Annotated in this window: 21 protein-coding genes; 10 read left to right on the plus strand and 11 right to left on the minus strand. The window is 71.7% G+C overall.

All coding sequences use genetic code 11. From position 1 onward, the window contains the following. Positions 1–7: 7 nt before the first annotated feature. Positions 8–652 carry an HAD family acid phosphatase gene (locus ACWCPF_RS16425; protein ID WP_451045690.1) on the minus strand — a complete coding sequence of 215 codons (645 nt, stop codon included), beginning with the start codon at positions 650–652 and terminating at the stop codon, positions 8–10. Positions 653–1,167: 515 nt separating this feature from the next. On the opposite strand from ACWCPF_RS16425, the gene ACWCPF_RS16430 reads away from it, so the two are divergent. Continuing rightward, complete coding sequence (locus tag ACWCPF_RS16430) at positions 1,168–1,749, plus strand: M23 family metallopeptidase (RefSeq protein WP_451045691.1); 582 nt, start codon at positions 1,168–1,170, stop codon at positions 1,747–1,749. Between the two features lie 11 nt (positions 1,750–1,760). Here the strand turns inward: ACWCPF_RS16430 and ACWCPF_RS16435 are convergent, their stop codons facing one another. Next, positions 1,761–2,348 (minus strand): TetR/AcrR family transcriptional regulator, encoded by a 588-nt coding sequence (locus ACWCPF_RS16435; RefSeq protein ID WP_451045692.1) that lies wholly within the window; start codon positions 2,346–2,348, stop codon positions 1,761–1,763. A 169-nt stretch (positions 2,349–2,517) separates the two neighbouring features. On the opposite strand from ACWCPF_RS16435, the gene ACWCPF_RS16440 reads away from it, so the two are divergent. Beyond that, entirely contained in the window at positions 2,518–4,098 is a 1,581-nt protein-coding gene (locus ACWCPF_RS16440) for an MDR family MFS transporter (protein WP_451045693.1), read from the plus strand. A gap of 1,048 nt (positions 4,099–5,146) precedes the next feature. Here ACWCPF_RS16440 and cseC read toward each other — a convergent pair. From cseC to ACWCPF_RS16465, 5 genes are all read right to left on the minus strand, one after another. Then, a complete protein-coding gene (gene cseC, locus ACWCPF_RS16445) occupies positions 5,147–6,481 on the minus strand; it encodes a two-component system sensor histidine kinase CseC (protein ID WP_451045694.1) in 1,335 nt (444 codons plus the stop codon). A gap of 40 nt (positions 6,482–6,521) precedes the next feature. Next, the gene (gene cseB, locus ACWCPF_RS16450) at positions 6,522–7,223 is read right to left on the minus strand and encodes a two-component system response regulator CseB (protein WP_451045695.1); all 702 of its coding nucleotides are present in this window, start codon (positions 7,221–7,223) and stop codon (positions 6,522–6,524) included. A gap of 274 nt (positions 7,224–7,497) precedes the next feature. Next, positions 7,498–8,154, minus strand: a complete 657-nt coding sequence (locus ACWCPF_RS16455; protein WP_451045696.1) for a hypothetical protein — start codon at positions 8,152–8,154, stop codon at positions 7,498–7,500. Next, complete coding sequence (locus ACWCPF_RS16460) at positions 8,139–8,681, minus strand: SigE family RNA polymerase sigma factor (protein ID WP_351916016.1); 543 nt, start codon at positions 8,679–8,681, stop codon at positions 8,139–8,141. The genes ACWCPF_RS16455 and ACWCPF_RS16460 overlap by 16 nt, the downstream gene beginning before the upstream one ends. Before the next feature lie 429 nt (positions 8,682–9,110). Beyond that, positions 9,111–10,049, minus strand: a complete 939-nt coding sequence (locus tag ACWCPF_RS16465) for an A/G-specific adenine glycosylase (protein ID WP_451045697.1) — start codon at positions 10,047–10,049, stop codon at positions 9,111–9,113. A 303-nt stretch (positions 10,050–10,352) separates the two neighbouring features. On the opposite strand from ACWCPF_RS16465, the gene ACWCPF_RS16470 reads away from it, so the two are divergent. After that, positions 10,353–11,174 (plus strand): hypothetical protein, encoded by an 822-nt coding sequence (locus tag ACWCPF_RS16470; RefSeq protein ID WP_451045698.1) that lies wholly within the window; start codon positions 10,353–10,355, stop codon positions 11,172–11,174. Positions 11,175–11,418: 244 nt separating this feature from the next. On the opposite strand, the gene disA is transcribed toward ACWCPF_RS16470, so the two are convergent. Together disA and radA are read right to left on the minus strand one after the other, a co-directional pair. Beyond that, complete coding sequence (gene disA, locus ACWCPF_RS16475; RefSeq protein ID WP_451045699.1) at positions 11,419–12,543, minus strand: DNA integrity scanning diadenylate cyclase DisA; 1,125 nt, start codon at positions 12,541–12,543, stop codon at positions 11,419–11,421. 80 nt (positions 12,544–12,623) lie between these two features. After that, positions 12,624–14,033: a DNA repair protein RadA gene (gene radA / locus ACWCPF_RS16480; protein ID WP_450950922.1), complete on the minus strand. Its 1,410-nt coding sequence runs from the start codon at positions 14,031–14,033 to the stop codon at positions 12,624–12,626. Positions 14,034–14,264: 231 nt separating this feature from the next. Here radA and ACWCPF_RS16485 point away from each other — a divergent pair, with 231 nt between their 5' ends. Further along, on the plus strand, positions 14,265–16,070 hold the full coding sequence (locus ACWCPF_RS16485) for an RNA polymerase sigma factor (protein WP_451045700.1): 1,806 nt from the start codon (positions 14,265–14,267) through the stop codon (positions 16,068–16,070). A gap of 14 nt (positions 16,071–16,084) precedes the next feature. Here the strand turns inward: ACWCPF_RS16485 and ACWCPF_RS16490 are convergent, their stop codons facing one another. Beyond that, positions 16,085–17,008 (minus strand): hypothetical protein, encoded by a 924-nt coding sequence (locus ACWCPF_RS16490; RefSeq protein WP_451045701.1) that lies wholly within the window; start codon positions 17,006–17,008, stop codon positions 16,085–16,087. Between the two features lie 72 nt (positions 17,009–17,080). On the opposite strand from ACWCPF_RS16490, the gene ACWCPF_RS16495 reads away from it, so the two are divergent. The 4 genes from ACWCPF_RS16495 to ilvD all read left to right on the plus strand — a co-directional run bounded on the left by ACWCPF_RS16495 (position 17,081) and on the right by ilvD (position 21,602). Then, positions 17,081–18,013: a Ppx/GppA phosphatase family protein gene (locus ACWCPF_RS16495; protein WP_451045702.1), complete on the plus strand. Its 933-nt coding sequence runs from the start codon at positions 17,081–17,083 to the stop codon at positions 18,011–18,013. Positions 18,014–18,173: 160 nt separating this feature from the next. Continuing rightward, a complete protein-coding gene (locus ACWCPF_RS16500) occupies positions 18,174–19,022 on the plus strand; it encodes a sugar phosphate isomerase/epimerase family protein (RefSeq protein WP_451045703.1) in 849 nt (282 codons plus the stop codon). Continuing rightward, positions 19,019–19,624 (plus strand): TetR/AcrR family transcriptional regulator, encoded by a 606-nt coding sequence (locus ACWCPF_RS16505; protein WP_451045704.1) that lies wholly within the window; start codon positions 19,019–19,021, stop codon positions 19,622–19,624. The genes ACWCPF_RS16500 and ACWCPF_RS16505 overlap by 4 nt, the downstream gene beginning before the upstream one ends. Positions 19,625–19,748: 124 nt before the next feature. Next, positions 19,749–21,602, plus strand: a complete 1,854-nt coding sequence (gene ilvD / locus ACWCPF_RS16510) for a dihydroxy-acid dehydratase (protein ID WP_451045705.1) — start codon at positions 19,749–19,751, stop codon at positions 21,600–21,602. A 100-nt stretch (positions 21,603–21,702) separates the two neighbouring features. Here ilvD and ACWCPF_RS16515 read toward each other — a convergent pair whose 3' ends face one another. Continuing rightward, positions 21,703–23,901, minus strand: a complete 2,199-nt coding sequence (locus ACWCPF_RS16515) for a serine/threonine-protein kinase (protein WP_451045706.1) — start codon at positions 23,899–23,901, stop codon at positions 21,703–21,705. Positions 23,902–24,083: 182 nt separating this feature from the next. On the opposite strand from ACWCPF_RS16515, the gene ACWCPF_RS16520 reads away from it, so the two are divergent. After that, positions 24,084–24,407, plus strand: coding sequence for an SH3 domain-containing protein (locus tag ACWCPF_RS16520; protein ID WP_451045707.1), 324 nt, complete (start codon positions 24,084–24,086; stop codon positions 24,405–24,407). Positions 24,408–24,450: 43 nt separating this feature from the next. Further along, entirely contained in the window at positions 24,451–25,041 is a 591-nt protein-coding gene (locus tag ACWCPF_RS16525; RefSeq protein WP_451045708.1) for an EamA/RhaT family transporter, read from the plus strand. Positions 25,042–25,153: the final 112 nt, after the last annotated feature.

Here is a 25,153-nt window from a genome sequence, read left to right on the forward strand (position 1 = left end):
CAGGCGGCTACGACAGCTGACCGTCGTAGTCGGGCAGCTTGTACGTCGTCTCGGCGTGGCCGCCGGAGAGGTCGGTGGCGCTGTTGCCGATGTTCGTGATGATCGTGTAGCCCTTGTTCTCGATGTCGACGCGCTGGGCGGTCTTGTAGGCGGCGACGTCCTTGAAGAGGTCGAGGAAGCCGCGCACGTAGAGGCCGGAGACCTGGTAGCCGACGTACTTGAGGTTGTAGTCGGTCACCCCGGCGATGATGCCTGGGCGGGCGGTGACGAAGAACAGCGAGACGCCGTGCTCCTGGGCGTACTCGGCGACGTCGAGGACCGGCTTGTTGGCCGGCTGCGGGTAGCTGAAGCCGAAGTCGGTCTCCAGGGTGGTGTTGTCGATGTCGAAGACGATCGCCTGCTTCTCGCCGGTCTTGGCGGCGGCGATGCGCTTCTTCAGCGCCGGCAGGGCCTGGTCCATCACGGCCTGGCAGTCCTGCTGCCAGGTCGCGTAGTCGACGTCCTCCGCGGCCGCTGCGGTGGACGCGGTGGCGACGGCGGAGGTGCCGGTGGCCGTCGCGGCCTGGGCGCCGGCCGGGACGGCCATCGCCGTGACGGCTGCGGTCGCCACGGCGGTCATGGCTATGCGGCGCGTCCAGGTGCCTCGGGTCATGTGTGGGGGTCCTCTCGCGTCCATGCGCTGGGGTGTCGTGGGCATGCTGATCGACCGGAGTGGCCTGAGGGGAACCAGCGGGTTACTGGACGGTAGATGCGGATGAGAGGCCGCTCACAGCCCCGTGCAGCTGATCGTGACCGGGGTCACAACTGGCGCGTGGGGCGGGGGAGTAGCCGCCGTCACATTCCGAAGTCCCTTGAGGTGGGCGGCCGGTGACAAGCGGCACAGGCGATTTGGACCCTACTAGGCCGGATAGTCGCAGGCCGAATCTGGGCAAAAAGGACAATCCCCCTGGAACCCGGAGCCCCGTTCCCGCCTCCGGAGTGGATCGGTGCCGAAAGTGTCCGGAAAGTGCGACCTGTCAAGGGATGGGAAGTTTTGTGCTGAAGTACTAGCTTCCGTCGTACATCACACGTTTGGGGGTCTGCGGGCCTGGGGGTTACCAAGGGATGGCCACTGCGGCAGAGGTCGTGCCGGGTGGTTTCTTCTGTCCCCTTCCCCATGAGGTCTTCATGTTCAAGCGCGTCACGTTCCGTTCTTCCCGTACGTCCCTGCTCCGCACCCGCGTGGCCGTCGGGGTCGCCGCAGTGGGCGCCTCGGCCGTGCTGGGAACCGGAGTGGCGTCCGCCGCTGCCCCTGCCGCTGCGCCCGCCGCCAAGACGGCCGTCTCCGCCGCCTCCTGGATCGACCCGGTGAAGAAGTACACGCTGTCCGCCAGCTTCGCCCAGGCCGGCGGCATGTGGCAGTCCACCCACAGCGGTCAGGACTTCGCCGTGCCGAGCGGCACCAAGGTCATGGCCGCGCACGGCGGCACCGTGGTCAAGGCCGGCGGCAACGGCGCCGGTGACGGCCCGGCCTACGGCAACGCCATCGTGATCAAGCACGCGAACGGCGTCTACTCGCAGTACGCCCACCTCTCGCACATCAACGTGAAGGTCGGCCAGGTCGTCAAGACCGGTCAGAAGATCGCCCTGTCCGGCAACACCGGCAACTCCAGCGGTCCGCACCTGCACTTCGAGATCCGTACGACCGCGAACTACGGCTCGGCGATAGACCCGGTGAAGTTCCTGCACTCCAAGGGCGTGAAGGTCTGACGCTGATGTGATCAGGCGCCCTGATGCGCCTGCGTCACCAGCCCCATGGCGACCTCGAGGACGGCTGCACGCTTGTCCTCGGGGTCGCCTTCGAGGTCCTGCAGGAAGAACATGCCGGCGTGCAGCGTGAAGATGGCGCTCACGCAGCGCACCTGGTCGGTCAGGGGGGCGTCCGGATCGACGATGATGTCGCGCAGGCTGCGCGTGCGGTCCTTGAACGAGTCGCCGATCTGGAGTTCGCGCACCGTCGCCTGGTTCTCCTGCATGAAGCGGAAGAGCGGGGCCGCCTCGGACAGGGCCTTGCTGTAGCGCCGTACGAGCTCGTGCTTGGTCTCCAGGGTGTGCGGCTGGCCCTTGCCCCACTCGATCAGGTCTTCGATCGGCTTCGTCAGATCCGTGAAGATCCCGACGATGATCTCTTCCTTGGTCTTGAAGTGGTAGTACAGAGCCGCCTTGGTGACCTCCAGGCGCTCCGCGATCTCGCGGAGGGAGGTCTTCTCGTAGCCCTGCTCGGCGAAGAGTTCGAGTGCCACGTCCTGGATGCGCTGGCGGGTGTTGCCGCGTCGCTGCTGCTTGGTGCCGTCCATGGTGACGTCCATCCTCGTACTCCTTGGGCTCCCGCGGAAACTTACTTGCCGTCCGGCTAGTTTGCCCCCAGAAACTTACTTGACGACCGGCTAGTGGCAGGTCTACCTTCCCCAGTGTAGTGAACTAGCCGGGCGGCAAGTAAGTGGCCGGGCCGGGGTTGTACCCAGGGGAGTGGGGAAGATGGCGGACACACAGACAGTCGAGACCGGGGCGGAGAAGCAGCCCAGGAGCGTGCGGGTCGTCCTGCTCGCGCTGATGATCACGATGATGCTCGCGATGCTCGACAACATGATCGTGGGCACGGCGATGCCGACGATCGTCGGCGAACTCGGCGGACTCGAACACCTTTCGTGGGTGGTGACCGCGTACACCCTCGCGACCGCGGCCTCCACCCCGATCTGGGGCAAGATCGGCGACATGTACGGGCGCAAGGGCGCCTTCATGACGTCGATCGTGATCTTCCTGATCGGGTCCGCGCTGAGCGGCATGGCCCAGAACATGGGCGAACTGATCGGCTTCCGTGCGATCCAGGGCCTCGGCGCGGGCGGTCTGATGGTCGGTGTCATGGCGATCATCGGCGACCTGATCCCGCCCCGGGAGCGCGGCAAGTACCAGGGCATGATGGCCGGCGTCATGGCGCTCGCGATGATCGGCGGCCCGCTGGTCGGCGGCACCATCACCGACAACTGGGGCTGGCGCTGGTCCTTCTACATCAACCTGCCGCTCGGCGTGGTGTCGCTCGCGCTCATCAGCGCCGTCCTGCATCTGCCGAAGAAGCGGGCGCAGTCGCGGATCGACTACCTGGGCGCCGTCCTGCTGACCGTCGGCATCACCTCCATCGTCCTCGTCACGACCTGGGGCGGCACGGAGTACGCCTGGACGTCCGCGCGGATCATGGAGCTCATCGGGATCGGCATCGCCGCGCTCATCGGATTCGTGTTCTGGCAGACCAAGGCGACCGAGCCGATCGTGCCGCTGCACATCTTCCGCAGCCTCAACTTCACCCTGATGTCGATCATCGGCTTCATCACCGGCTTCGTGATGTTCGGCGCGACGCTCTTCCTGCCGCTGTACCAGCAGTCGGTGCAGGGCGCCTCGGCGACCAACTCCGGTCTGCTGCTCCTGCCGATGCTCGGCGCGATGCTGGTCACCTCGATGGTGGCCGGCCGGGTGACCACGAACAGCGGCAAGTACAAGGTCTTCCCGGTCGCCGGCAGCGTCCTGATGGTCGTCGGCCTGTACCTGCTGTCGACGATGGACACCGGGACCAGCCGTCTCACCTCCGGTGTGTTCATGGCCGTGGTCGGCCTCGGCATGGGCTGCCTGATGCAGATCACGATGCTGGTGGCGCAGAACAGCGTCGAACTGAAGGACATGGGCGTCGCGTCCTCCTCCTCCACCCTGTTCCGCACGCTCGGGTCCTCCTTCGGTGTCGCGATCATGGGCGCGCTGTTCAACAGCCGGGTCCAGGACGTCATGTCCGAGCGGGCCGGCGAGGTCGGCTCGAAGATCACCGAACAGTCCGCGCAGTTGGACGCGGCCAGCCTGGCCAAGCTGCCCGCGGTGGCCCGGGAGGCCTACCAGCACGCGGTGTCCTCCGGCACGCACTCGGCGTTCTTGCTGGGAGCCGTGGTCGCGGTGGTCGCGCTGGTGGCGGCCGTGTTCGTCAAGGAAGTGCCGCTCAAGGGAGCGGGACCCCAGAAGGCGGACGAGCCGACCGACGGTGCGGGCGCTGTGCGGACGCCGATGGTCGAGGTCTGACCTTGCGCGGTCCGGCATCACGCCGTTCACGCACGTCGCACACGTCGTATGCGTCGCACACGTTTGTGTAGTCCGCGCAGCTCGACTGCGCGCCGACCCGCGCTGACCGAAGGCCTCCCGGTGGTGTCCGCCCCGGGGGGCCTTCGCCGTTCGGCTGCCGGTGGGGTGGGGGTGTGGAGCGACAGGCTGTTGTGCTGCGCCCTCTATGGGGCGGCCGCGGGCCTGCGGCGGGTCTCCGGCGGGCTTGCAGCTGGCCTCCGGCCGGCCTCCGGGCGCCCGGCGTGCGCCGCCTGGTAGGCCCCCGGGCCGGGCATCCAGCCCCGGGACCGGCAAGCCCCGCCTTCGGCGGGCAAGCCCCCGGTCCGGCCCGGTCCGGCCCCACGCCCCACCCCGGCCCGGCAAGCCCCTGCCCGGCCCGGGCTCCGCAAGCCTCACGCCAAGCCCCGCGAGCCCCAACCTCGCCCCCCCCGCAGCTCCACGCTTGGCCCTGCTTCCCCGGCCCGGCCCCGGCTCGGCAAGTTCCATCCCCGGCCCTAGCGGGTCCAGCGCGCCCCCGGATCCAGGCCCCCCGGCAAGCCCAGCCCCCGGGGATCCCCCGCCCCGGCGAGTCCTGCCTAGCCGAGGCCAGCCCGCGCCCTGCCCAGGCTCGGCGAATCCCACCTCCCGGCCCCGGCGGGTCCAGGGCCTCCGGATCCAGGCCCGCGGCAAGTCCAGCCCCCGGGGACTCCCCGCCTCGGCGAGTCCTGCCTAGCCGAGGCCAGCCCGTGCCCTGCCCAGGCTCGGCGAATCCCGCCTTCCGGCCCCGGCGGGTCCAGGGCCCCCGGGTCCAGGCCCGCGGCAAGTCCAGCCCCCGGGGATCCCCCGCCTCGGCGAGTCCTGCCTAGCCGAGGCCAGCCCGCGCCCTGCCCCGGCTCGGCGAATCCCGCCTCCCGGCCCCGGCGGGTCCAGTGCCCCCAGGTCCAGCCCCCGGCAAGCCCAGCCCGCCCCGGATCCCGACCCGGGGCGTCCCGCCCAACCCCAGCCCCGGCCCCCGCGCCGCTACTCGTCGTCAAGGTCTCATCGGGTAGCTTCCCGTGTTGGTCGGGGCGTGTTCGGGGAGCCAGAGGACGGCGACCGCGCCCTCGGCCGGTATGTGGTTCGGGGCTCCCGCGGGGCGTACGTTGCGGAAGGTCAGCCGGGCGCCCAGGACGCGGGCCTGGCCCGCCGCGATGGTGAGGCCGAGCCCGTGGCCGTGCCCGGCGCGGTCGGCGCTGCCGGTGCGGAAGCGGCTCGGCCCCTCGGCGAGCAGGTCCCCGGGGAAACCGGGGCCGTGGTCGCGGACCCGGATGACCCGGCCCTCGACGCTGACCTGGATCGGCGGCTTGCCGTGTCGGGCGGCGTTGGCCAGCAGGTTGAACAGGACGCGCTCCAGGCGACGGGGGTCGGTCGTGACCATCGACTCGTGCACGACCCGCACCTCGACGTCCGGGTCCTTGGCCGCCACCCGCCGGGCCACGAACTCGCCCAGTACGATGTCCTGCAGTTCGGCGCGCTCCGAGGCCCCGTCGAGACGGGCCACCTCCAGGACGTCCTCCACCAGCGTGCGCATGGCCTTCGCCCGGTCCAGGACCAACTCTGTCGGCCGGCCCGGCGGCAGCAGCTCGGCGGCTGTCAGCAGGCCCGTCACCGGCGTGCGCAACTCGTGCGCGATGTCGGCGGTGACCCGGCGCTCGGCCTCCAGCCGCTCCTGCAGGGTGTCCGCCATGGCGTCCACCGCGCTGGCGAGGTCGTCGGTCTCGTCGCGCACCACCCCGCCGATGGCGTCCCGTACCCGGACCTCCGACTCGCCCTTGGCGACCTGGTTGGCCGCGGCCGCGGCCTTGCGCAGTCGCCGTGAGAGCTGCCCGCCGATGAGCACGCCCAGTGCGCTGCCGCCGAGGACGGCCGCGATGGAGCCGATCACCAGGGCCTGGTCGAGATCCTTGAGGATGTCCGTGCTGCGGTCGGTGAATCCGCTGTGCAGGGACAGCACATGGCCGTCCTTGAGCGGCACGGCCGCCCAGATGTCGGGCTCACCGCCCGGGTGGTCGGAGACGAACGTGGCCCGGCGGCCCTCCCGGACCTTCTCCCGCAAGGCCTGCGGCAGCCTGGAGTCGTCGATCTTGATGTTGGGGAAGTTCGGCCGGCCCGACTGCTCGTAGTTGTGCTGGGCGATCACGATGCGTTCGTCGGCGAGGTCGCGTGCGTTGTCCAGCATGGACACGCGCGCGGCGTTGTGCACGACCAGGCTGAGCGCGATCGCCACGAGCGCGCCGACCAGCGCGATCGCCGCGCTCAGCTTCCACCGCAGGCCCGTACGGATGCCGCTGCGCTCCGTACGAGCCGGCCTCAGGTGCCGGATCATCCCCCGCATACTCCCGTCCCTGCCCCTGCCCTTGCCCCGCTCAGGCCTTCAACTTGTAGCCGAAGCCGCGGACCGTCTCGATGCGGTCCTGGCCGATCTTCGTCCGCAGCCGCTGTACGTGGACGTCGACGACGCGGGTGTCACCGCCCCAGCCGTAGTCCCACACTCGCTCCAGCAGCTTGTCGCGCGAGAGCACCGTGCCCGGAGCGGAGGAGAACTCCAGCAGCAGGCGCATCTCCGTCGGGGTCAGCGCCACCGGCTGCCCCGCCCGGCGCACCTCCATGCCTTCCGTGTCGACCTCCAGATCGCCGAAGGTCAGCACGCCACCGACGGCGGTGGCGTCGGACTCGGCGCGGTCGCCGCCGCCCGCGTGACCGAAGCGGCGCAGGACGGCCCGGATCCGGGCGACCAGTACGGCGCCGTCGAACGGCTTGGTCACATAGTCGTCGGCGCCGGCCTCCAGGCCCAGGACGACGTCGATGCTGTCGGCGCGCGCCGACAGCATGATCACCGGCACCGTGGACTCGTCCCGGATGCGCCGGCACAGGCTCACGCCGTCCAGGCCGGGCACCATGACGTCCAGCAGCGCGATGTCGGGGCGGTCGGCTCGGAACGCCTCCAGGCCGGACAGGCCGTCGGGCATCGCGGTGACCACGAAGCCGTCCCGCTCGAGGGCGAGCTGCGTGGCCTCGCGGATGACGTCGTCGTCCTCGACGAACAGGACGTGGGTCTGGTCTGCCATCCCGGTGCTCTCAGTTCTCGTATGCGTATGCGTGCTCGTGCTCGTCTGCGTCGTACGTGTACCTGTACCTGTACCTGTACGTGGTGCGTCGTCAGTCTGGCGGGCGTCGGTCGGCGTCGGCCGGCGTTTGTCGGTGTGCTGTTGAGGGCGGTCACTGGGTGGACGTGGGGAGCGCGGCGAGCGTTCATTTCCCTGTCCAACCATTGGTCGGAACGAGCGGCCCGATCGGTTCACGTCCACGGAAGTTTTTTTCGGACGACGACGTCCGCGCAGGTCAGCCGGTCTCCGGCACCGGTGTCGGTTCGTCGCCGACGCTGCTGTAGTCGTTGTGCCAGCTGAATTCCTTGACGAAGCGGTCCGAGGCCCAGCGGTACGTGATCACGTTCTCCCCGGACGGGCTGGCGACCTGGTCGCCCTTCTCGTACACCTGCTTGGTCACCACCAGGTCGCCCCGGTCTATCTCCGCGTAGACGGGGGGCTCCTCGGCCTGGAACACGTTCTCGTAGCGGTCGCCGTCCTCCCGGTAGACGTAGGACCCGACTCCGACAGCGTCACCGCAGGTGAGCACGTTGACGACGAGGTCGTGGCCGCTGCCGCCGGTGAGGTCCCCGTAGGCCACGTCGACCGGGTACTCGTCGCCGACGCAGGGCGTCAGCTCGCGCTTGACCTCCGCCGAGACCTCGGGGTCGTCCTTGATGAGCTGGACCGCGTTCGTCCGGTCGGGGAGAGCGGTGGGGGCGGCCGTCGGCGAGGCCGTCGCGCCCGCCACCGCGTCGGAGTGGGCCGGGCCTTCGTCACGGGCGCCGGTGCCGCCGGTGGCGCAGGCGGAGACGAAAAGGGCGAGGGCGGCGAGCACGGACATCGCCGTGATCGCCGCCTGGATGGTGCCGCGGGCCGGTGTGGGCCCGGCCTCTGTCAGGCCGCCGCGCAACGCTCCCGCTCCTCACGCTCCAGCGCGCGTGCGTCCAGATCGCGGGCTTCCAGCTCCTCGCGGAGCCGGGCGAGCGCCCGGTGCAGCGTGCTTTTGACCGTTCCGGCCGACATGCCGAGGGCGGCGGCCGTCTCCTCCGTGGACATCTGCTCCCAGTGTCGCAGCACCACGACGCTGCGCTGCTTCGGTGCCAGGACCTTCATCGCGTCCATCAACAGGGCGCGGTCCGCGTGCTGCTCGGTGGAGTCGTCCACACAGGCGTCCGGGAGCTGCTCGGTCGGCACTTCTTCGAGCTTGCGGGCCCGCCACCACTCGGTCCGCGTGTTGATCATGACTCGGCGCAGGTAGGCGTCCGCGAGGCGCTTGTCCGCGATGCCGTCCCAGCGACCGTACGTGCGGGCCAGCGCGGTCTGCAGCAGGTCCTGTGCGTCGACCGGGTCCGGTACCAGCCGCCGGGCGCTCCGCAGCAGCGCGTCCTGCCGCGTGCGGACGTATTCCTCGAACTCGAGCACGTCGCCCTGCGTCATGGTCAACCGCCTCCGATTCCCCGTTCCGACGGACGGTCGCCGTCGGTTCACTGCCCTGTGGTCCGTGCCCGCGTCTCGCTGCCGGGTACGCAAATGAAGCTACGGAGGTGTTGTCACGGGGCTGTGCGAAGCAGCCTGCGGCCAGCGCTCAGCTGTCCGTCGGTTGTGTAACGGAAATGAGTTCGGGGTAAAGAAGTCGGCCGAATGGCCTGCCTATGGGCCGATTTGCACGGCTGCCGGGCGTGACACAAGCCCGGCGGCGACCGTGACGAAGCCGACCGGCTGTGAAATGACCGTGCGTCAGGTCCGGGTCGGCGCCGTGCCGGAGGCCGCCGTGCCGGACCTGACGCCGTGCCGGAGGCAAGCCCTGCCGGACGCCGCAGTGCCGGAGGCTGGTGTGCCAGGGACCCGCCGCGCAGGCCGTGTGTGTCAGGTCAGCGGCAGGCGGTACAGCCCGCCCGGGAGCGGCTCCACCAGTCCGTCCGCGACGAGCCCGTCCAGCGCACGCGCGCGTTGCACCGGTTCGTGCCACACGCGGTCGAGGGCCGCCTGCGGCACGGGCGTGTGCGCCTCCCGCAGGACGGCGAGCAGCTTGCCCCTGACCTGCCGGTCGGTGCCGGCGTAGGTCTGGCCGCGGCGCGGCGGGCCGTCGTGCGCCGGCTTGCCCGCGAGCCGCCAGGCGCACTGCGCGGCGATCGGGCAGCGCACGCACGTCTCGTTCTTGGCCGTGCAGACGAGCGCCCCGAGCTCCATGGACGCGGCGGCCCAGCGCGCGGCGGTCGGCTCATCGTCCGGCAGCAGGGCGCGGGCCAGCTTGCGCTCGGCGGCCGTGGTGGCGTTCGGCGGGTACTGCACGCCCGTGACGGCGCGCGCGAAGACGCGGCGGACGTTGGTGTCCAGGACGGCGTGCCGCTGGCCGTACGCGAAGGAGGCGACGGCCGCGGCCGTGTACTCGCCGATACCGGGCAGCGCGAGGAGCTGCCCGTGGTCCGACGGCACGTCGCCGCCGTGCCGTTCCGTTATCGCCGCCGCGGCGCCGTGCAGCCGCAGGGCGCGGCGCGGGTAGCCGAGCCGCCCCCACGCGCGTACGGCCTCGCCCGGGGCCTCCGCGGCCAGGTCGGCGGGGCGCGGCCAGCGGGCGAGCCACTGCTCGTAGACCGGCAGGACGCGGCTGACCGGCGTCTGCTGGAGCATGAACTCGCTGACCATCACCCCCCACGCGCCGGCCTCCGGGTGCCGCCAGGGCAGATCACGGGCGTGGTCGTCGAACCAGTCGATCACCGGGGAGTGCAGGTCCGCTCCGGGGGCGTCGGCGACGACGTCGGCGCGGGCGGGGCTGCTGTGCGGGGGCTTCGTGGGCGCAGTCATGGCCCTTCCGATCCTGCCATGCGCACCGGGGCACGCGCGCGTAGCGCCACTCGACCGGGTATCGGTGCCGGAACCGTGCCGAGGGTCCTTCACGCGTGCGTGCCGTGGCCATGGCCAGAGCTGCAACGGGTGCGATGGCCAACGAGCGGCGACCGGGCGAGGCCGGGCGATGGCCTCCGGGTGACCGCGCGTGCCGAAGTCGAGTACAGGAGGGGTGGTTTCCGGAATGATGATCCGGAAAAGTTGTGCTCCTGGCGGCGGGTGGGGCCAGCGAACGCGTCGATCTCTCGTACAGTTTGCGCCGTGGGATCTCTGCGCAATCCGGTCGGTCCGCTGCCCTCCTCCATCTACTGGCGGCGGAGGGTCGTACTGCTGTCCGTGTTCGGCCTGTTGGCGCTGCTGATCCTGTGGGTGGTGACCTCGGGCGGAGGCGGCGGCAAGAACAGCGCGAACGGGGGCAACGGCAAGAATCCCGCGTCCTCGATCACGCCGGGACCGTCCGGCTCCGGGCCCGCGATCAGCCAAAACCCCGGCGGGCGCGACGAGTCGAACGAAGGCACGAGCAGCGGGTCCGGCTCCGGATCGGGCTCGGGCGGCGGCAGCGGCTCCGGCGGCTCGGACGGCGGTTCGACGGGCTCCGGCAGCACGGACGACGGCGCCAACGGCAGCGGGAGCGCCGGCGGCAGCGGTACGGGGACGACGCTGCCGGCCGGGTCGACACTGCCCAACTGCACCGCCAGCGTGGTGACGTTGACCCTCAGCAGCATCCGCAACGACTACTCGCCGGACGAGGCGCCCACCTTCCGACTGACGGCGAAGAACAGCTCGACCAGCGACTGCAAGGTCGATCTCGGGCCGAAGAACGCGGTGTTGACGATCACTCAGACAGGCGATGAGGACGACTACTGGTCGTCCGCCGACTGCCCCAAGGCGACCGGGAGCCTGCTGTACCGGGTGCCGGCCGGGGACAGCATCACGTACCTCGTCAAGTGGGACCGCAAGCCGAGTGCGCCGGAGTGCGCGACCCCTCCGGCGGGCGCGGCCGGCGCGGGCACGTACCTGGTCGAGGCGAAGGCCCCGGGGTTTGCAAAGGCGCAGTCGTCCTTCGTGCTGAAGGACGACTGAGCGCTCCGCTGGCAGTGCCGAGTAGTGCCGCGAAGTGACGTCTTTTCGCTGCGGCGCCGTCGTGGCTGGTCGCTCCCCCACTCTCGGCTGCGCTCGAACGGGGGGACCCCCATCGCGGCGGAGCCGCAGATGTCAGCGCCCCGCGCCCCTTCAGGGCGCTGCCCCCACCGCAGCCGACTTCGCCCGACCTGCTCAGGGCATCGAGGGACGACCAGAAGGGCGACTGGCGCGGTCTGACGGTCGTCTAGACGTACCGCTCCAGGATCGACGACTCCGCGAGTCGGGACAGGCCCTCGCGGACGCTCCGGGCCCGTGCCTCGCCCACGCCCTCCACCGTCTGGAGGTCGTCGACGCTCGCGGCGAGGAGCTTCTGGAGGCCGCCGAAGTGCTCGACGAGACGGTCGATGATGGTGCCCGGGAGGCGAGGCACCTTCGCCAGGAGCCGGAAGCCGCGCGGGGAGACCGCCGTGTCGAGGGCCTCGGGGGAGCCGGTGTAGCCCAACGCGCGGGCCACCGTGGACAGTTCGAGAAGTTCGGCGTGGGTGAGCGCGTTCAGCTCGTACAGCGCCTCGTCGACCGTGCGGGAACGCTTGGCCGTGGGCTCGGGGACGTAGTCCCGGACCACCAGCTCGCGCTCCGGCTCCACGCCGGCGATCAACTCGTCGAGCTGGAGGGCGAGCAGTCGCCCGTCCGTGCCCAGTTCGACCACGTATTCGGCGATTTCGGTGGCGATGCGGCGCACCATCTCCAGGCGCTGGGCCACCGCGGAGACGTCCCGGACCGTCACCAGGTCCTCGATCTCCAGCGCTGACAACGTTCCCGCGACCTCGTCCAGCCGGAGCTTGTAGCGCTCCAGGGTCGCCAGCGCCTGGTTCGCGCGGGACAGGATCGCCGCGGAGTCCTCCAGGACGCGGCGCTGTCCGTCAACGTAGAGGGCGATCAGGCGCATGGACTGGGAGACCGAGACGACCGGGTAGCCGACCTGTTTGCTGACCCGGTCCGCCGTACGGTGCCGGGTGCCCGTCTCCTCCGTGGGGATCGTGGGGTCCGGCACCAACTGGACGCCGGCCCGGAGGATCTTCGACAGGTCGGAGGAGACCACGATGCCGCCGTCGAGCTTGCACAGCTCGCGCAGGCGGGTGGCCGCGAACTCCACGTCCAGGACGAATCCGCCCGTGCACATCGCCTCGACCGTTTTGTCGGAGCCCAGCACGATGAGCCCGCCGGTGTTGCCGCGCAGGATGCGCTCCAGGCCGTCGCGCAGGGCCGTGCCGGGAGCCACCGCGCTCAGCGCGGCGCGCATCAGGCCGTCGGCACCGGAACTCCCACCGGACTTTCCGGGAGCCGAAGCCCGGTCGTTGGCTGCCACTGCACTCCTCCGGTCACAGGGTCTGGGCGTCCCCGTATCGCGTACTCGTTTCGCACGGACGGGCGAGACCAGGGCAAAGTCTACCGGCGGTCCTCCGTCTCCCGTGGGGCGTCTCGGCGACGGGAGCGCGGCAGGACCCGCAGGGCGTCCCCCATGTCCGCGACTTCCAGGACCTTCATGCCCGCGGGGATCTTGCCCGGATCGCCCGGTACGAGCGCGTGCGTGAAGCCCAGACGGTGGGCCTCGGCGAGCCTGCGCTGGACGCCCGTGACCCGTCTGACCTCGCCCGCGAGGCCGACCTCGCCGATCGCGACGAGGTTCTTGGGCAGCGGGGTGTCGCTCGCGGCGGAGGCGAGCGCGAGGGCGATCGCCAGGTCCGCGGCGGGCTCCGAGAGCTTCACCCCGCCGACCGTCGCCGAGTAGATGTCCCGCTTGCCCAGCGCGCTGATCCGGCCGCGCTGCTCCAGGACGGCCAGCATCATCGAGACGCGGGAGGTCTCCAGGCCGGACGTGGTGCGGCGGGGCGAGGGGATCTGGGAGTCGACGGTGAGGGCCTGCACCTCGGCGACCAGCGGGCGACGGCCCTCCAGGGTGACCGTCAGACAGGTGCCCGGGACCGGTTCGTCACGCCGGGTCAGGAAGAGTCCGCTCGGGTCGGCCAGGCCCGTGATGCCCTCGTCGTGCAGTTCGAAGCAGCCGACCTCGTCGGTCGCGCCGTAGCGGTTCTTCACGCCCCGCACCAGGCGCAGGCGCGCGTGCCGGTCGCCCTCGAACGACAGGACGACGTCCACCAGGTGTTCGAGCAGGCGGGGGCCGGCGATCGCGCCGTCCTTGGTGACATGGCCCACCAGGAGCGTGGACATGCCGCGTTCCTTGGAGGCGCGGATCAGCGCGCCGGCGACCTCGCGGACCTGGGCCATGCCGCCCGGCGCGCCGTCGATCTCGGGGGAGGCCACCGTCTGCACGGAGTCCACGATCAGCAGGGACGGCTTCACCGCGTCCAAGTGGCCGAGGACCGCCGCCAGATCCGTCTCCGCGGCCAGGTACAGGTTGTCGTCGATGGCGCGGATCCGGTCGGCGCGCAGCCGGACCTGGGACGCCGACTCCTCGCCCGTGACGTAGAGCGTGCGGTGTTCGTCACTCGCCGACTTGGCCGCCACGTCCAGCAGCAGCGTCGACTTGCCGACGCCCGGCTCGCCGGCCAGGAGCACGACCGCGCCGGGGACGAGCCCGCCGCCCAGGACGCGGTCCAGCTCGGGCACGCCGGTGGGGCGGGCGGTGGCCTGCCGCCCGTCGACCTGGCCGATGGGCACGGCGGAGGTGGTGACGCGGCCCGGCGCCGTGGTGCGGACCGCGGGCGCGCCGTACTCCTCGACCGTCCCCCAGGCCTGGCACTCGGGGCAGCGGCCGAGCCACTTGGCCGTCTGCCAGCCGCATTCGGTGCAGCGGTAGGACGGGCGGTCCTTTGCGGTCTTCGTACGGGTGGCCATGGGGAAACCGTAACCGCCGCCACCGACAGCCGGTCGCGCCTGTGGACAACCGGGCCCTTGGCCGCTCCCGCGAGGACGGGCACCCCCTGTGAATCGGCCACGCCCCGTCACGAACGAGCCATGGGACCCCCCTTCCCTGTCCCCTTATGAGGGATCGTTTCACCCGTACGGATTAAAAGGACTCAAGGGACAAGAAGACCTCGTTGCGCGCCGCCTACGGTCGCACGGGTGATGAGCAGCAGCCCGGAAACCTCGACCCGCACGACCGGCGCGCACCGGGCGCACCGGGAGGCGCGCGACGGCGCTGCGGCGCGCACGCTCGCGCAGCGGCCGCCCGCGCGCTACGAGCCCTACCTGGACGGCCTGTTCACCTACTGCCTGTCCGTCCTGTGCGACCACGACGCGGCCACCGCCGCTCTCGGGGACGCCCTCGCCTTCGCCGAGCGACGCGGCCAGCGCGTCCCGGACGCCGCGGGCGACCGCCGGGCCTGGCTGTACGCCCTGGCCCGCTGGGCCTGTCTGCGCAAACTCACCGAGGCCAAGCAGAAACGTCAGAGCACGCACGCGGCGCGACGCAGCGGCGGCCACCGGAGACCGGCCCCGAAGCCCGCACCGGCATCCGCGTCCGCCGCCACCGCGTCCGCAGCCACCGCCGCGTCCACCACCGCTGGCACCACCGCGTCCGCCTCCGACGAGCCCCAGGAGCAGCAGCGCCATAGAGAACTCGCCCTGCTCGCCTGGCCGGAGGCCGCCGGGACCACCCCGGAGCAGCGCGAAGCGCTGGAACTCGCCGTCCGCCATCACCTCGCCGCCCACGAGATCGCCGCCGTCCTCGGCAAGGATCTCGCCGCCGCCCGCGAGCTGCTCGCCTCCGCCGCCTGCGAGGTGGAGCGCACGCGCGCGGCGCTCGCCGTCGTCGAGACCGGCGGCTGTCCCGGTGTGGCCCGCCTCACGGGTGAGAACCAGCTCGTGCTCAGCGCCGCGCTGCGCCGTGAGCTCGTCCGGCACGTCGACGACTGCCCGCACTGCCGCCGGGCCGCCGAACGCGCCGTCCCCGGCCGCTGGCCCGGCGCCGGCGTCACCCCCGCCGAGCTGCCCGTCCTGGAAGCGCCGCGCGCGCAGCTGCACGTCGCCATGACCCATTTCTCCCGCGCGCGGGGCGCCGCCGTGCCGCGCTACGACCGGCGCGGGTTCCCGATGGACCCCAAGGACCGCGCCGCCCGCCGGGAGCGCCTACGCGCGCGTGCCGTCACGACGACCGTCGTCGCCACCGTCGTCGCCGCGCCCGTGCTCGCCCTGTGGGCGGCCTACCGCGGCACGCCGACGGGGGAGGGTGCCGAGGGACGCTCGGCCACCGCCAGCGAGGCGCAGGGCCCCGGCGGCCTCGACGGCGAGACGGCCGGCGGCTACGAGAACGCCGGGAACGCCAGCACCCGCCCCGGCAGCGCCTTCACCAAGGACGGCGAACCGGACGTCTCGGTGGAGGTCATCAGCGTCACGGGACTCGGCAGAAGCGCCTCCGGCCGGCTCTCGGTGACGGCCGACCACAGTGGCGACACCACCCTGATCACCCTCAGTGCGCCCCCGGACGGCGACGAACCGGTCCGCTGGTCGGCCACCACCGCGGACCACTGGCTCTACCTGAGCCGCTCCACCGGCGCCCTGAAGCCCGGCGAGTCGGTGACGATCAAGGTCTACGTCGACCATCTGCGCGAGCCCGCCGGGCACTGGCACGCACGCGTGGCGATCGCCCCGGCCGGCGCGGTCGTCTCCATCGAGGGCTACGGCATCGCTCCCGGCCCGTCGGACCCCGGCAACGGCCCTGGTCCGGGCCCCGGCGGCCCCGTCGACCCGCCCCCGTCCGGAGACCCCGAGCCGACCCCCACGCCCCCGTCCTCCCCGGATCCCACCCCCTCCGACCCGCCGCCCCCTGCCACCGACCCGGAACCCACCCCCGGCGACCCGTCCCCGTCCGCCCCGCAGAGCTCGGCGCCGCCGCCCGCGGACAGCGACCCCCCGAGCCCGACGACGTCGTAGACCCGCCAGGGGGCTCAGCCGCGAGGGCCCGTCGGGCCCGTCGGATCGGCCGGGTGCGGCGCCAGCAGCGGGAGCTGCGAGGCGAGGCGCTGCTCGCACAGCTCGACCAGGCGGTCGTAGCCGGCCTTGCCCATCAGCTCGGTCAGCTCCGGCCGGTAGGAGACGTACACCGGGTCGCCCGCGCCGTGCGCCGAGGTTGCCGACGTGCACCACCAGTGCAGGTCATGGCCGCCCGGACCCCAGCCCCGCCGGTCGTACTCGCCGATCGACACCTGCAGCACCCGGGTGTCGTCGGGCCGGTCGATCCAGTCGTAGGTCCGGCGCACCGGAAGCTGCCAGCAGACGTCCGGCTTGGTCTCCAGCGGCTCGCGGCCCTCCTTGACGGCGAGGATGTGCAGCGAGCAGCCCGCGCCGCCGGCGAAGCCGGGACGGTTCTGGAAGATGCACGAGCCGTTGAACGGGCGGGTCTGGCGCGAGCCCTCGTCGTCCTCCGAGACCCAGCCGCCCAGCGTGCCCGCGGCGTGGTGCTGCCAGACGTCGGGGGTGAGCCTGGCCACATGCTCGGCGACGCGCTTCTCGTCGTCCTCGTCGGAGAAGTGGGCGCCCAGCGTGCAGCACCCGTCGTCCGCGCGGCCCGCCTGGATGCCCTGGCAGCCGCTGCCGAAGATGCAGTTCCAGCGTGAGGTCAGCCATGTCAGATCGCACCGGAAGACCTGTTCGTCGTCCGCCGGGTCCGGAAACTCCACCCACGCGCGCGCGAAGTCGAGGCCCTTCTCGTCGGCGGCGAGCTCGGCTGCGCGCTCAGGGGCGAGCCCGGCAGCGCGCGCCGACGCCTCGGCTGCCTGGGCCTTCTTCGACTTCTTCGGTGGCTTCACCGGCTTCGCCTGCGAAGAACCGCCGGTCGATTTGTCGGTTTTCGCCTTGTTCGTCTTTGGCACTTGTCCAGGGTAAGTCGCCAGGACCCCCTTCGGGGACGGTCGAAGGCGCTCTGGGCAGTAGCGTTTCCCAACATGAGACTCGGTGTCCTCGACGTGGGATCGAACACGGTGCATCTGCTGGTGGTGGATGCGCACCCGGGCGCGCGCCCGCTTCCCGCGCACTCGCACAAGGCGGAATTGCGCCTTGCTCAGCTGCTGGACGAGCGCGGGGCGATCGGCTCCGACGGCGTGGACAAACTGATCAACGTCGTCCACGACGCGCTCCAGGCCGCCGAGGACAAGGGCGTCGAGGACCTGCTGCCGTTCGCGACCTCCGCCGTGCGCGAGGCCAGCAACGCCGACGACGTCCTCGCGCGCGTGCAGGCCGAGACGGGCGTCGAGCTCCGGGTCCTCTCCGGCGCCGAGGAGGCCCGGCTCACCTTCCTCGCCGCCCGCCGCTGGTTCGGCTGGTCGGCCGGAAAGCTGCTCGTCCTGGACATCGGCGGCGGCTCCCTGGAGATCGCGTACGGCATAGACGAGGAGCCCGACGCGGCGGCGTCCCTGCCGCTCGGCGCCGGCCGGCTCACCGCGGGCTGGCTGCCCGGCGACCCGCCCGAACCCGAGGACATACGGGCCCTGCGCCGCCACGCCCGCGCGCAGATCGCCCGCTCGGTCGGCGAGTTCAGCCGCTTCGGCGCCCCGGACCGGGTCGTCGCCACGTCGAAGACCTTCAAGCAGCTCGCCCGTATCGCGGGCGCCGCCCGCTCCACCGACGGCGTCTTCGCCCAGCGGGAGCTCAAGCGCGCGTGCCTGGAGGCCTGGGTGCCCCGGCTCGCGGGCATGACGGCCGCCCAGCGGGCCGAGCTGCCGGGCGTCTCCGAGGGCCGCGCCAACCAGCTCCTCGCGGGCGCGCTGGTCGCCGAGGGGGCGATGGATCTCTTCGGCATCGAAACGCTTGAGATATGCCCCTGGGCGCTCAGGGAGGGCGTGATCCTGCGCAAACTCGATCACATGGGTTCGGCGTAGGCGTAGCGAAGGGGCGCGGGGAGCGGCGCGGTCACCGCGCGTGCGACCCGGAGTGCGCCCGCACCCGCCCGTGGTGCACCCGTGCTGCACCCGTGGTGAACACCACAACGGCGAACAGATGCCCGGCATCCACCCGACCGCACCCCGTAATCTGTCCCCCATGGCAGAGCCAGTCGTGCGGATTCCGGATGCGAAGGTCGCCCTGTCGACTGCCTCGGTCTACCCGGAGTCGACGGCGACGGCCTTCGAGATCGCCGCACGCCTGGGATACGACGGCGTCGAGGTCATGGTCTGGAACGACCCCGTCAGCCAGGACGTCGACGCGCTGCGCCGGCTCAGCGACTACCACCGGATCCCGATCCTCGCCGTACACGCCCCGTGCCTGCTCATCACGCAGCGGGTGTGGTCGACCGACCCGTGGATCAAGCTCCAGCGCGCCCGCGCGGCCGCCGAGAAGCTCGGCGCGAGCACGGTCGTCGTCCATCCGCCGTTCCGCTGGCAGCGCCAGTACGCGCGCGACTTCGTCACCGGCATCTGGCGGATGGCGGACGAGACGGACGTCCGGTTCGCCGTCGAGAACATGTACCCGTGGCGCTACCGCGACCGCGAGATGCTCGCCTACGCGCCCGACTGGGACGTCACCAAGGACGACTACCGGCACTTCACGATCGACCTCAGCCACGCCTCCACGGCCCGCACCGACGCGATGCAGATGATCGACCGCATGAGCGACCGTCTGGGCCATGTCCATCTCGCCGACGGAAACGGTTCCGCCAAGGACGAGCACCTGGTCCCCGGCCGCGGCAACCAGCCCTGCGCCGAACTGCTGGAGCGGCTCGCGCTGACCGGCTTCGACGGGCACGTCGTCATCGAGGTCAACACGCGGCGCGCGATGTCCGGCGCCGAACGTGAGGCCGACCTGGCGGAGGCCCTGGCCTTCACCCGCCTGCACCTCGCCTCGGCATCCGGGGCGTCCGCGACCTCCGGGGCGAAGGTGCCCCGCCCATGACCGGCGCCACCGCCCGCAAACGCGGCCGGCCCCCTCGCACGGAGTCGGCGGACACCCGCGCCCGCATCCTGACCGCCGCCCGCGAGGAGTTCTCCGAACGCGGCTACGAGAAGACGACCGTACGCGGCATCGCGAAGGCCGCCGGCGTCGACGCGGCCCTGGTGCACCACTACTTCGGCACCAAGGAGCAGGTCTTCGAAGCGGCCGTCGAGGTCGCCTTCGCGCCCGCGCTGCACGCGCCGGACGCGGTCCTCGAAGCCCCCATCGACCAGGTCGGCGAGCGGCTCGCCCGCTTCGTCTTCGGCCTCTGGGAGAACCCCACCACCCGAAAGCCCCTGCTGGCGATCGTCCGCTCCGCCGTGAACAACGACACCGCCGCCGCCGTCTTCCGCCGCCTGGTCGCCGCGCAGCTGCTGCGCCGCATCGCCGGCCAGCTCGACCTGCCGGACGCGGAGCTGCGCGCCGAACTGGCGGCGGCACAGCTGGTCGGCTGCGCGATGCTGCGGTACGTGATCAAGGTGGAGCCGCTGGCCTCGGCGGACCTGGAGCTGATCATCGCGCGCGTGGCTCCCGTCGTACAGGGACACCTGACCGGGCCGTGAGAGGCGGCCCGCGGGTGAGACGTTCGTCCCGGTATCTGGACGGCGTGTCCGACCCCTGGATGAGCGGCGTACGCTCGTTAGCAGTCAGAAGTCTCTGATCGCAGTCTCTGAAGGAGCGAGCGAGATGCCCGAGCTGAGGTCCCGCACAGTCACCCACGGACGCAACATGGCGGGCGCCCGCGCCCTTATGCGCGCCTCCGGTGTACCGGGTGCGGACATCGGCCGGAAGCCGATCATCGCGGTGGCCAACAGCTTCACCGAGTTCGTGCCCGGCCACACGCATCTGCAGCCGGTCGGCAGGATCGTCAGCCAGGCGATCACCGAGGCCGGCGGCATCCCGCGCGAGTTCAACACCATCGCGGTCGACGACGGCATCGCCATGGGCCACGGCGGCATGCTCTACTCGCTCCCCTCCCGCGACCTCATCGCGGACTCGGTCGAGTACATGGTCGAAGCGCACTGCGCCGACGCGCTGATCTGCATCTCCAACTGCGACAAGATCACCCCGGGCATGCTCAACGCGGCCCTGCGCCTCAACATCCCGACGGTGTTCGTCTCCGGCGGTCCGATGGAGGCCGGCCGCGCGACGCTCCAGGACGGCACGGTCCGCACGCTGGACCTGATCGACGCGATGGTCGAGGCCGCCAACGACAGCGTCTCCGACGCGGACGTCCTCAACATCGAGGAGAACGCCTGTCCGACCTGCGGCAGCTGTTCCGGCATGTTCACCGCCAACTCGATGAACTGCCTGACCGAGGCCATCGGCCTCTCCCTCCCCGGCAACGGCTCGGTCCTGGCCACCCACACGGCCCGTAAACAGCTCTACGTCGACGCCGCGCGTACGGTCATGGACATCACTCGCAGGTACTACGAGCAGGACGACGAGACGGTCCTCCCGCGCAACGTGGCGACCTTCGCGGCCTTCGAGAACGCCATGGCCCTCGACATCGCCATGGGCGGCTCGACCAACACGATCCTGCACCTCCTCGCCGCCGCCCAGGAGGCGGGCGTCCCGTTCGGCCTGGAGGAGATCAACGCGGTCTCGCGCCGCGTGCCCTGCCTGGCGAAGGTTGCCCCGAACGTCGCGAAGAACCGCACGTACTACATGGAGGACGTGCACCGCGCCGGCGGCATCCCCGCCCTCCTGGGCGAACTGCACCGCGCGGGCCTGCTCAACGAGGACGTGCACTCCGTCCACAGCCCGACCCTGGCGGACTGGCTGAAGACGTGGGACGTCCGCGCGGGCTCGCCCTCGCCCGAGGCCATCGAACTCTGGCACGCGGCCCCCGGCTGCGTCCGCTCGGCCGAGGCCTTCTCCCAGTCCGAGCGCTGGGAGGCGCTGGACGAGGACGCCGCGGAAGGCTGCATCCGCTCCGCCGAACACGCGTACTCCAAGGACGGCGGCCTCGCGGTCCTGCGCGGCAACCTCGCCGTCGACGGCTGCGTCGTCAAGACGGCCGGCGTGGACGAGTCGATCTGGACCTTCGAGGGCCCGGCGGTCGTCTGCGAGTCGCAGGAAGAGGCCGTCGAGAAGATCCTCAACAAGCAGGTGACGCACGGCGACGTCGTCGTCATCCGCTACGAGGGCCCCAAGGGCGGCCCCGGCATGCAGGAGATGCTCTACCCGACGTCCTTCCTCAAGGGCCGCGGCCTCGGCAAGACCTGCGCCCTGATCACCGACGGCCGCTTCTCCGGCGGCACCTCGGGCCTGTCCATCGGCCACGCCTCCCCCGAGGCGGCCTCCGGCGGCACCATCGCCCTCGTCGAGGACGGCGACCGCATCCGCATCGACATCCCGGGCCGCACGATCGAGCTCCTCGTCGACGACGCGGAACTGGCCCGGCGCGAGGCCGCCCTCGGCGGCGTCTACGCCCCGAAGAACCGCGAGCGCAAGGTGTCCGCCGCCCTGCGCGCCTACGCCGCGATGGCGACGAGCGCCGACAAGGGCGCGGTGCGGGACGTGTCGAAGCTCGGCTGAGCCCGATCGCCCATCGCCTATGGCTCATAGCCCATTGCCCGGGGGCCGCCTTCCACCGCTTCGGCGGGAGGCGGCCCCCGCGCATGTCACGGGCGCGCTCTCACCAGTCCGCCGGATCGCGTCCGTCCACCGCGAAGACGGTCCCGTCGGGGGCGCCGGCGTAGACATGGCCGTCGACCGCCTCGGGCGCGGGCAGCGTGGCCACCACCTCGTCCGAGTTGGGGCCGAGCCGCAGCGCCGTCTGCCCGACGAGCTTGCCCTTGGCGGCGTCCACGGCCAGGAGACGTCCGTCGGCGGCGCTGAAGTAGACGTGCGAGCCGTCGGCGGCCGGCGCCGAACCCCGGCTCACCGCCGTCTGCAAGGACCACAGCTGCTCGCCCGCGACCGTGTCGACGGCCACCAGCGACCCGTCGAAGGCCAGCAGGTAGACCCGGTCGCCCTGCACGGCGGCGCGCGGCTCCTGGAGCGCGACGCCCAGCTTCACCCGCCGCGGCTCCTTGTCCAGCGGGCGGTAGCGGACCACGGCGTCGACCGATCCGTACGCACCGTCCTGGGACAGCAGCACGAGGCCGTCGTCCGAGGTGCCCACGAGCGTCAGCGTGCCGTCGAGCCGATCCTCCCAGCGCACCTGCCCGGTCGCCGGATCCACGGCCGCGATCCGCGTACGCCCGCCTTCCGACGTGCTCACCGCGTACGCCATCGGATCCTTCGGGAACGCCGTGAAGTACGGCTCGCTCAGCCCCGGAATGCGCCGGCTCCACGCCGGCTTCCCCGTCGCCGCGTCCACCCCGGTCACCGTGAGGTCGGCCGAGGTCAGCAACAGGGTGCCGCCGACGCTCCGGGCCGCCTGGTAGGCCGACACGTCCAGCTGCCAGCGCGTGGCGCCCGACGCCGGGTCGATCGCCTCCACCCGCTTGCCCGAGCCCGAGCCCGTGACCACCTGCACCAGCACCAGCCCGCCCGCGAGCACCGGAGCCTCGCTCGGCCGGTCCCCGTCGGCCAGCGCGTGCCGCCACAGCACGCGCCCGTCGGACGGGTCCAGCGCGGACACCAGCCCCGACTGGACGCAGAGCAGCCGCTGCGCGTCATGGACGCACTGAGGCATGCCGCCCGTCCCGGTCCCGGTACCGGCGCCGTTGCTGCCCTTCGCCGGTCGCACGCTCCAGGCAGTGAAGTCGGCCGACGCGGACTGCGAACTCCCCGCGTTCCCTTGCCCCTCCGGGCTCGGATCGCCACCGCCCAGCGCCTGCGTGGCCACCAGCGCCCCACCCGACAGGACGACGACCAGCGCGCCGACGGCGAGCGCGACCCGCCTACGCCGACTCAGCGCCGTCCGCCCAGCTCCAGCCCCAGCCCCCGACCCCGGTTGCGGTACGGGTTCCGGCTCCGCCCCGGACTCTGCGGTCTCCTCGGGCTTCTCGGACTCCTCCAGCGTGCGCTGCGCCGGTATGAACGTCTGCGTGTCGTACGAGGCCGCCACCGACCGCAGTTCCCGCATCAACTCGTCCGGCGTGGGCCGCTCCTCGGGCTCCTTGGCGAGGCAGCGCACCACCAGCGGCGCGAGGTTCTCGGGTACGCCGGTCAGATCCGGCTCGTCGTGCACGACCTGGTAGGCGACCACATACGGGCTGTCGGAGTCGAACGGCCCGCGTCCCGTCGCCGCGTGCACCATCACCGACCCGAGCGCGAAGACGTCGGCGGCCGGACCGACCTCCCGCGGCCGCCGGAACTGCTCCGGCGCCATGAACGGCGGCGTCCCGATCAACTTGCCGGTCTCGGTCCGCAGTTCGCTGTCCTTCGGCCGGGAGATGCCGAAGTCGATCACCTTCGGCCCGTCCTCGGCGAGCAGCACGTTGCTCGGCTTCAAGTCCCGGTGCACGACCCCGACGCGGTGGATGTCCCGCAGCGCCTCCGCGAGCCCGGCCATCACCCGCCGCAACTCGCCCGAGCCCATCGGTCCGTTCCGCTTCACCTGCTCGGCGAGCGTCGAGCCGGGAATGAACAGGGTTGCCATCCACGGCCGTTCGGCCTCCGGATCGGCGTCGACGACAGGTGCGGTGAACGCCCCGCTGACCCGCCGGGCGGCCGCCACCTCCTGCCGGAAACGGCCCCTGAACTCGGGATCCCGCGCGTACTGCGCATGGACGACCTTCACCGCGACCTTCATCCCGGAGGTGCTCCGGGCCAGGTGCACCACGCCCATGCCGCCGGAGCCCAGACACTCCTCTAGACGGTAGTGGCCGGCGTACTCCGGAAGTTCCGCTTCCGCGCCCGCTCCGGTGTTGCGCTGTGGCGTCATGGACCACCCCCGTGCTGTTTCGTCCGCGCGCGCGACGCACGGAGCCTAGTCGATGACTCGTACGGGACCGAGACGGCTTGCTAGCCTCCGTGTGCGAATCCTGCACAGGTGTTTTATTGCGTGTTTTAAGGGAATGAACGTGACCCCATGCCATTCATGGGGTTCGACGGGGGAGGTTTTTCATGTCTGTTGACCGTGTGGAAGAGGTCGAGAGCGGCGAAGCGACGGAGGCCGTCAGCGCGGCCGCGGCGGCGTCCCTGACCTACTATCCGATCGCCCCGGGCGTCCGGCTGAACGTCCGCAGCGGCCCCGGCACCGGCTACTCGGTCGTCCGGGTCCTGGCCGAGGACACCAAGGTCCCGATCTTCTGCCAGACCCCGGGCACCTCGGTGTCCGGCCCGTACGGCACGACGAACATCTGGGACAACATCGCCGACGGCCAGTTCGTCTCGGACGCGTACGTACGGACGGGCAGCGACGGCTACGTCGCCCCGCGCTGCGCCTGACCCACCCGGGGAGCCCGCCGCCGTCCGGAGCCATAATCGTCCCGTGAGCGACGAAAACGGCACCCCGGACACCCCGGCGGGCTCCGCGGCTTGCGCGGGCTCCGCGGCGACCCCGGCCGCCCCCTCCGGCCAGGCAGGAAGCCAGACCGGCGCCGGCGCCGACGCAGGCCCCCGCCCCGAGACCCTCCGCTTTTTCGGCACCACCTGGGTGCACCACGACTCCGGCCTCCAGGGCTACGCGGCCCGCCGCATCGCCGCGGCCGTCGGCTCCCTCGCCGCCGTCGTCGTCTCCTGCCTGGTCCTGCGCTTCGCCTACGAGGGCATCGCGATCGCCGACCTCGGCGGCTTCGTGACCCTCCTGGTCGTCGTGATGTTCGCGGTCTGCAGCGCGCTGGCCTTCCGCCACACCTGGGACGGCTTCGCCAAGCGCCCCGACCCCGACCGCCAGGCCTCCCTGCGCGGCCTGCTGGCCATCGGCTTCGTCGGCTCGCTGCTGGCCTATTTCTTCCGCACCTTCACCGAGGCACCCGGCGAGAGACTCCTGCGCGAGGAGTACGAAACGGCCCGCCGACAGCACGAACGCCGCGCCACCCGCCGCACGGGCAACCCGTCGAAGAAGCGCCGCCGCGGCTGAAGGCACCCCGCCCGACCGCCGGCCCCCTGTCGACCCGCAGACCGGCCCACCGACCGAAAACCCATTCCCCTCCGCACACACCCCCGTCACCATGACCTCATGACGGCTTCCC

This window comes from Streptomyces sp. NPDC001858, from assembly GCF_053594615.1.

What these genes read in the sequence shown, in the direction of transcription:
- ACWCPF_RS16495 (WP_451045702.1), top strand. Translation starts at nt 17,081, where the DNA reads ATGAGACTCGGTGTCCTCGACGTGGGATCGAACACGGTGCATCTGCTG.
- ACWCPF_RS16440 (WP_451045693.1), top strand. Translation starts at nt 2,518, where the DNA reads ATGGCGGACACACAGACAGTCGAGACCGGGGCGGAGAAGCAGCCCAGG.
- ACWCPF_RS16465 (WP_451045697.1), bottom strand. Translation starts at nt 10,049, where the DNA reads ATGACTGCGCCCACGAAGCCCCCGCACAGCAGCCCCGCCCGCGCCGAC.
- ACWCPF_RS16515 (WP_451045706.1), bottom strand. Translation starts at nt 23,901, where the DNA reads ATGACGCCACAGCGCAACACCGGAGCGGGCGCGGAAGCGGAACTTCCG.
- ACWCPF_RS16500 (WP_451045703.1), top strand. Translation starts at nt 18,174, where the DNA reads ATGGCAGAGCCAGTCGTGCGGATTCCGGATGCGAAGGTCGCCCTGTCG.
- ACWCPF_RS16520 (WP_451045707.1), top strand. Translation starts at nt 24,084, where the DNA reads ATGTCTGTTGACCGTGTGGAAGAGGTCGAGAGCGGCGAAGCGACGGAG.
- ACWCPF_RS16430 (WP_451045691.1), top strand. Translation starts at nt 1,168, where the DNA reads ATGTTCAAGCGCGTCACGTTCCGTTCTTCCCGTACGTCCCTGCTCCGC.
- ACWCPF_RS16460 (WP_351916016.1), bottom strand. Translation starts at nt 8,681, where the DNA reads ATGACGCAGGGCGACGTGCTCGAGTTCGAGGAATACGTCCGCACGCGG.
- cseB (WP_451045695.1), bottom strand. Translation starts at nt 7,223, where the DNA reads ATGGCAGACCAGACCCACGTCCTGTTCGTCGAGGACGACGACGTCATC.
- ACWCPF_RS16505 (WP_451045704.1), top strand. Translation starts at nt 19,019, where the DNA reads ATGACCGGCGCCACCGCCCGCAAACGCGGCCGGCCCCCTCGCACGGAG.
- ACWCPF_RS16425 (WP_451045690.1), bottom strand. Translation starts at nt 652, where the DNA reads ATGACCCGAGGCACCTGGACGCGCCGCATAGCCATGACCGCCGTGGCG.
- ACWCPF_RS16485 (WP_451045700.1), top strand. Translation starts at nt 14,265, where the DNA reads ATGAGCAGCAGCCCGGAAACCTCGACCCGCACGACCGGCGCGCACCGG.
- radA (WP_450950922.1), bottom strand. Translation starts at nt 14,033, where the DNA reads ATGGCCACCCGTACGAAGACCGCAAAGGACCGCCCGTCCTACCGCTGC.
- ilvD (WP_451045705.1), top strand. Translation starts at nt 19,749, where the DNA reads ATGCCCGAGCTGAGGTCCCGCACAGTCACCCACGGACGCAACATGGCG.
- cseC (WP_451045694.1), bottom strand. Translation starts at nt 6,481, where the DNA reads ATGATCCGGCACCTGAGGCCGGCTCGTACGGAGCGCAGCGGCATCCGT.
- ACWCPF_RS16435 (WP_451045692.1), bottom strand. Translation starts at nt 2,348, where the DNA reads ATGGACGTCACCATGGACGGCACCAAGCAGCAGCGACGCGGCAACACC.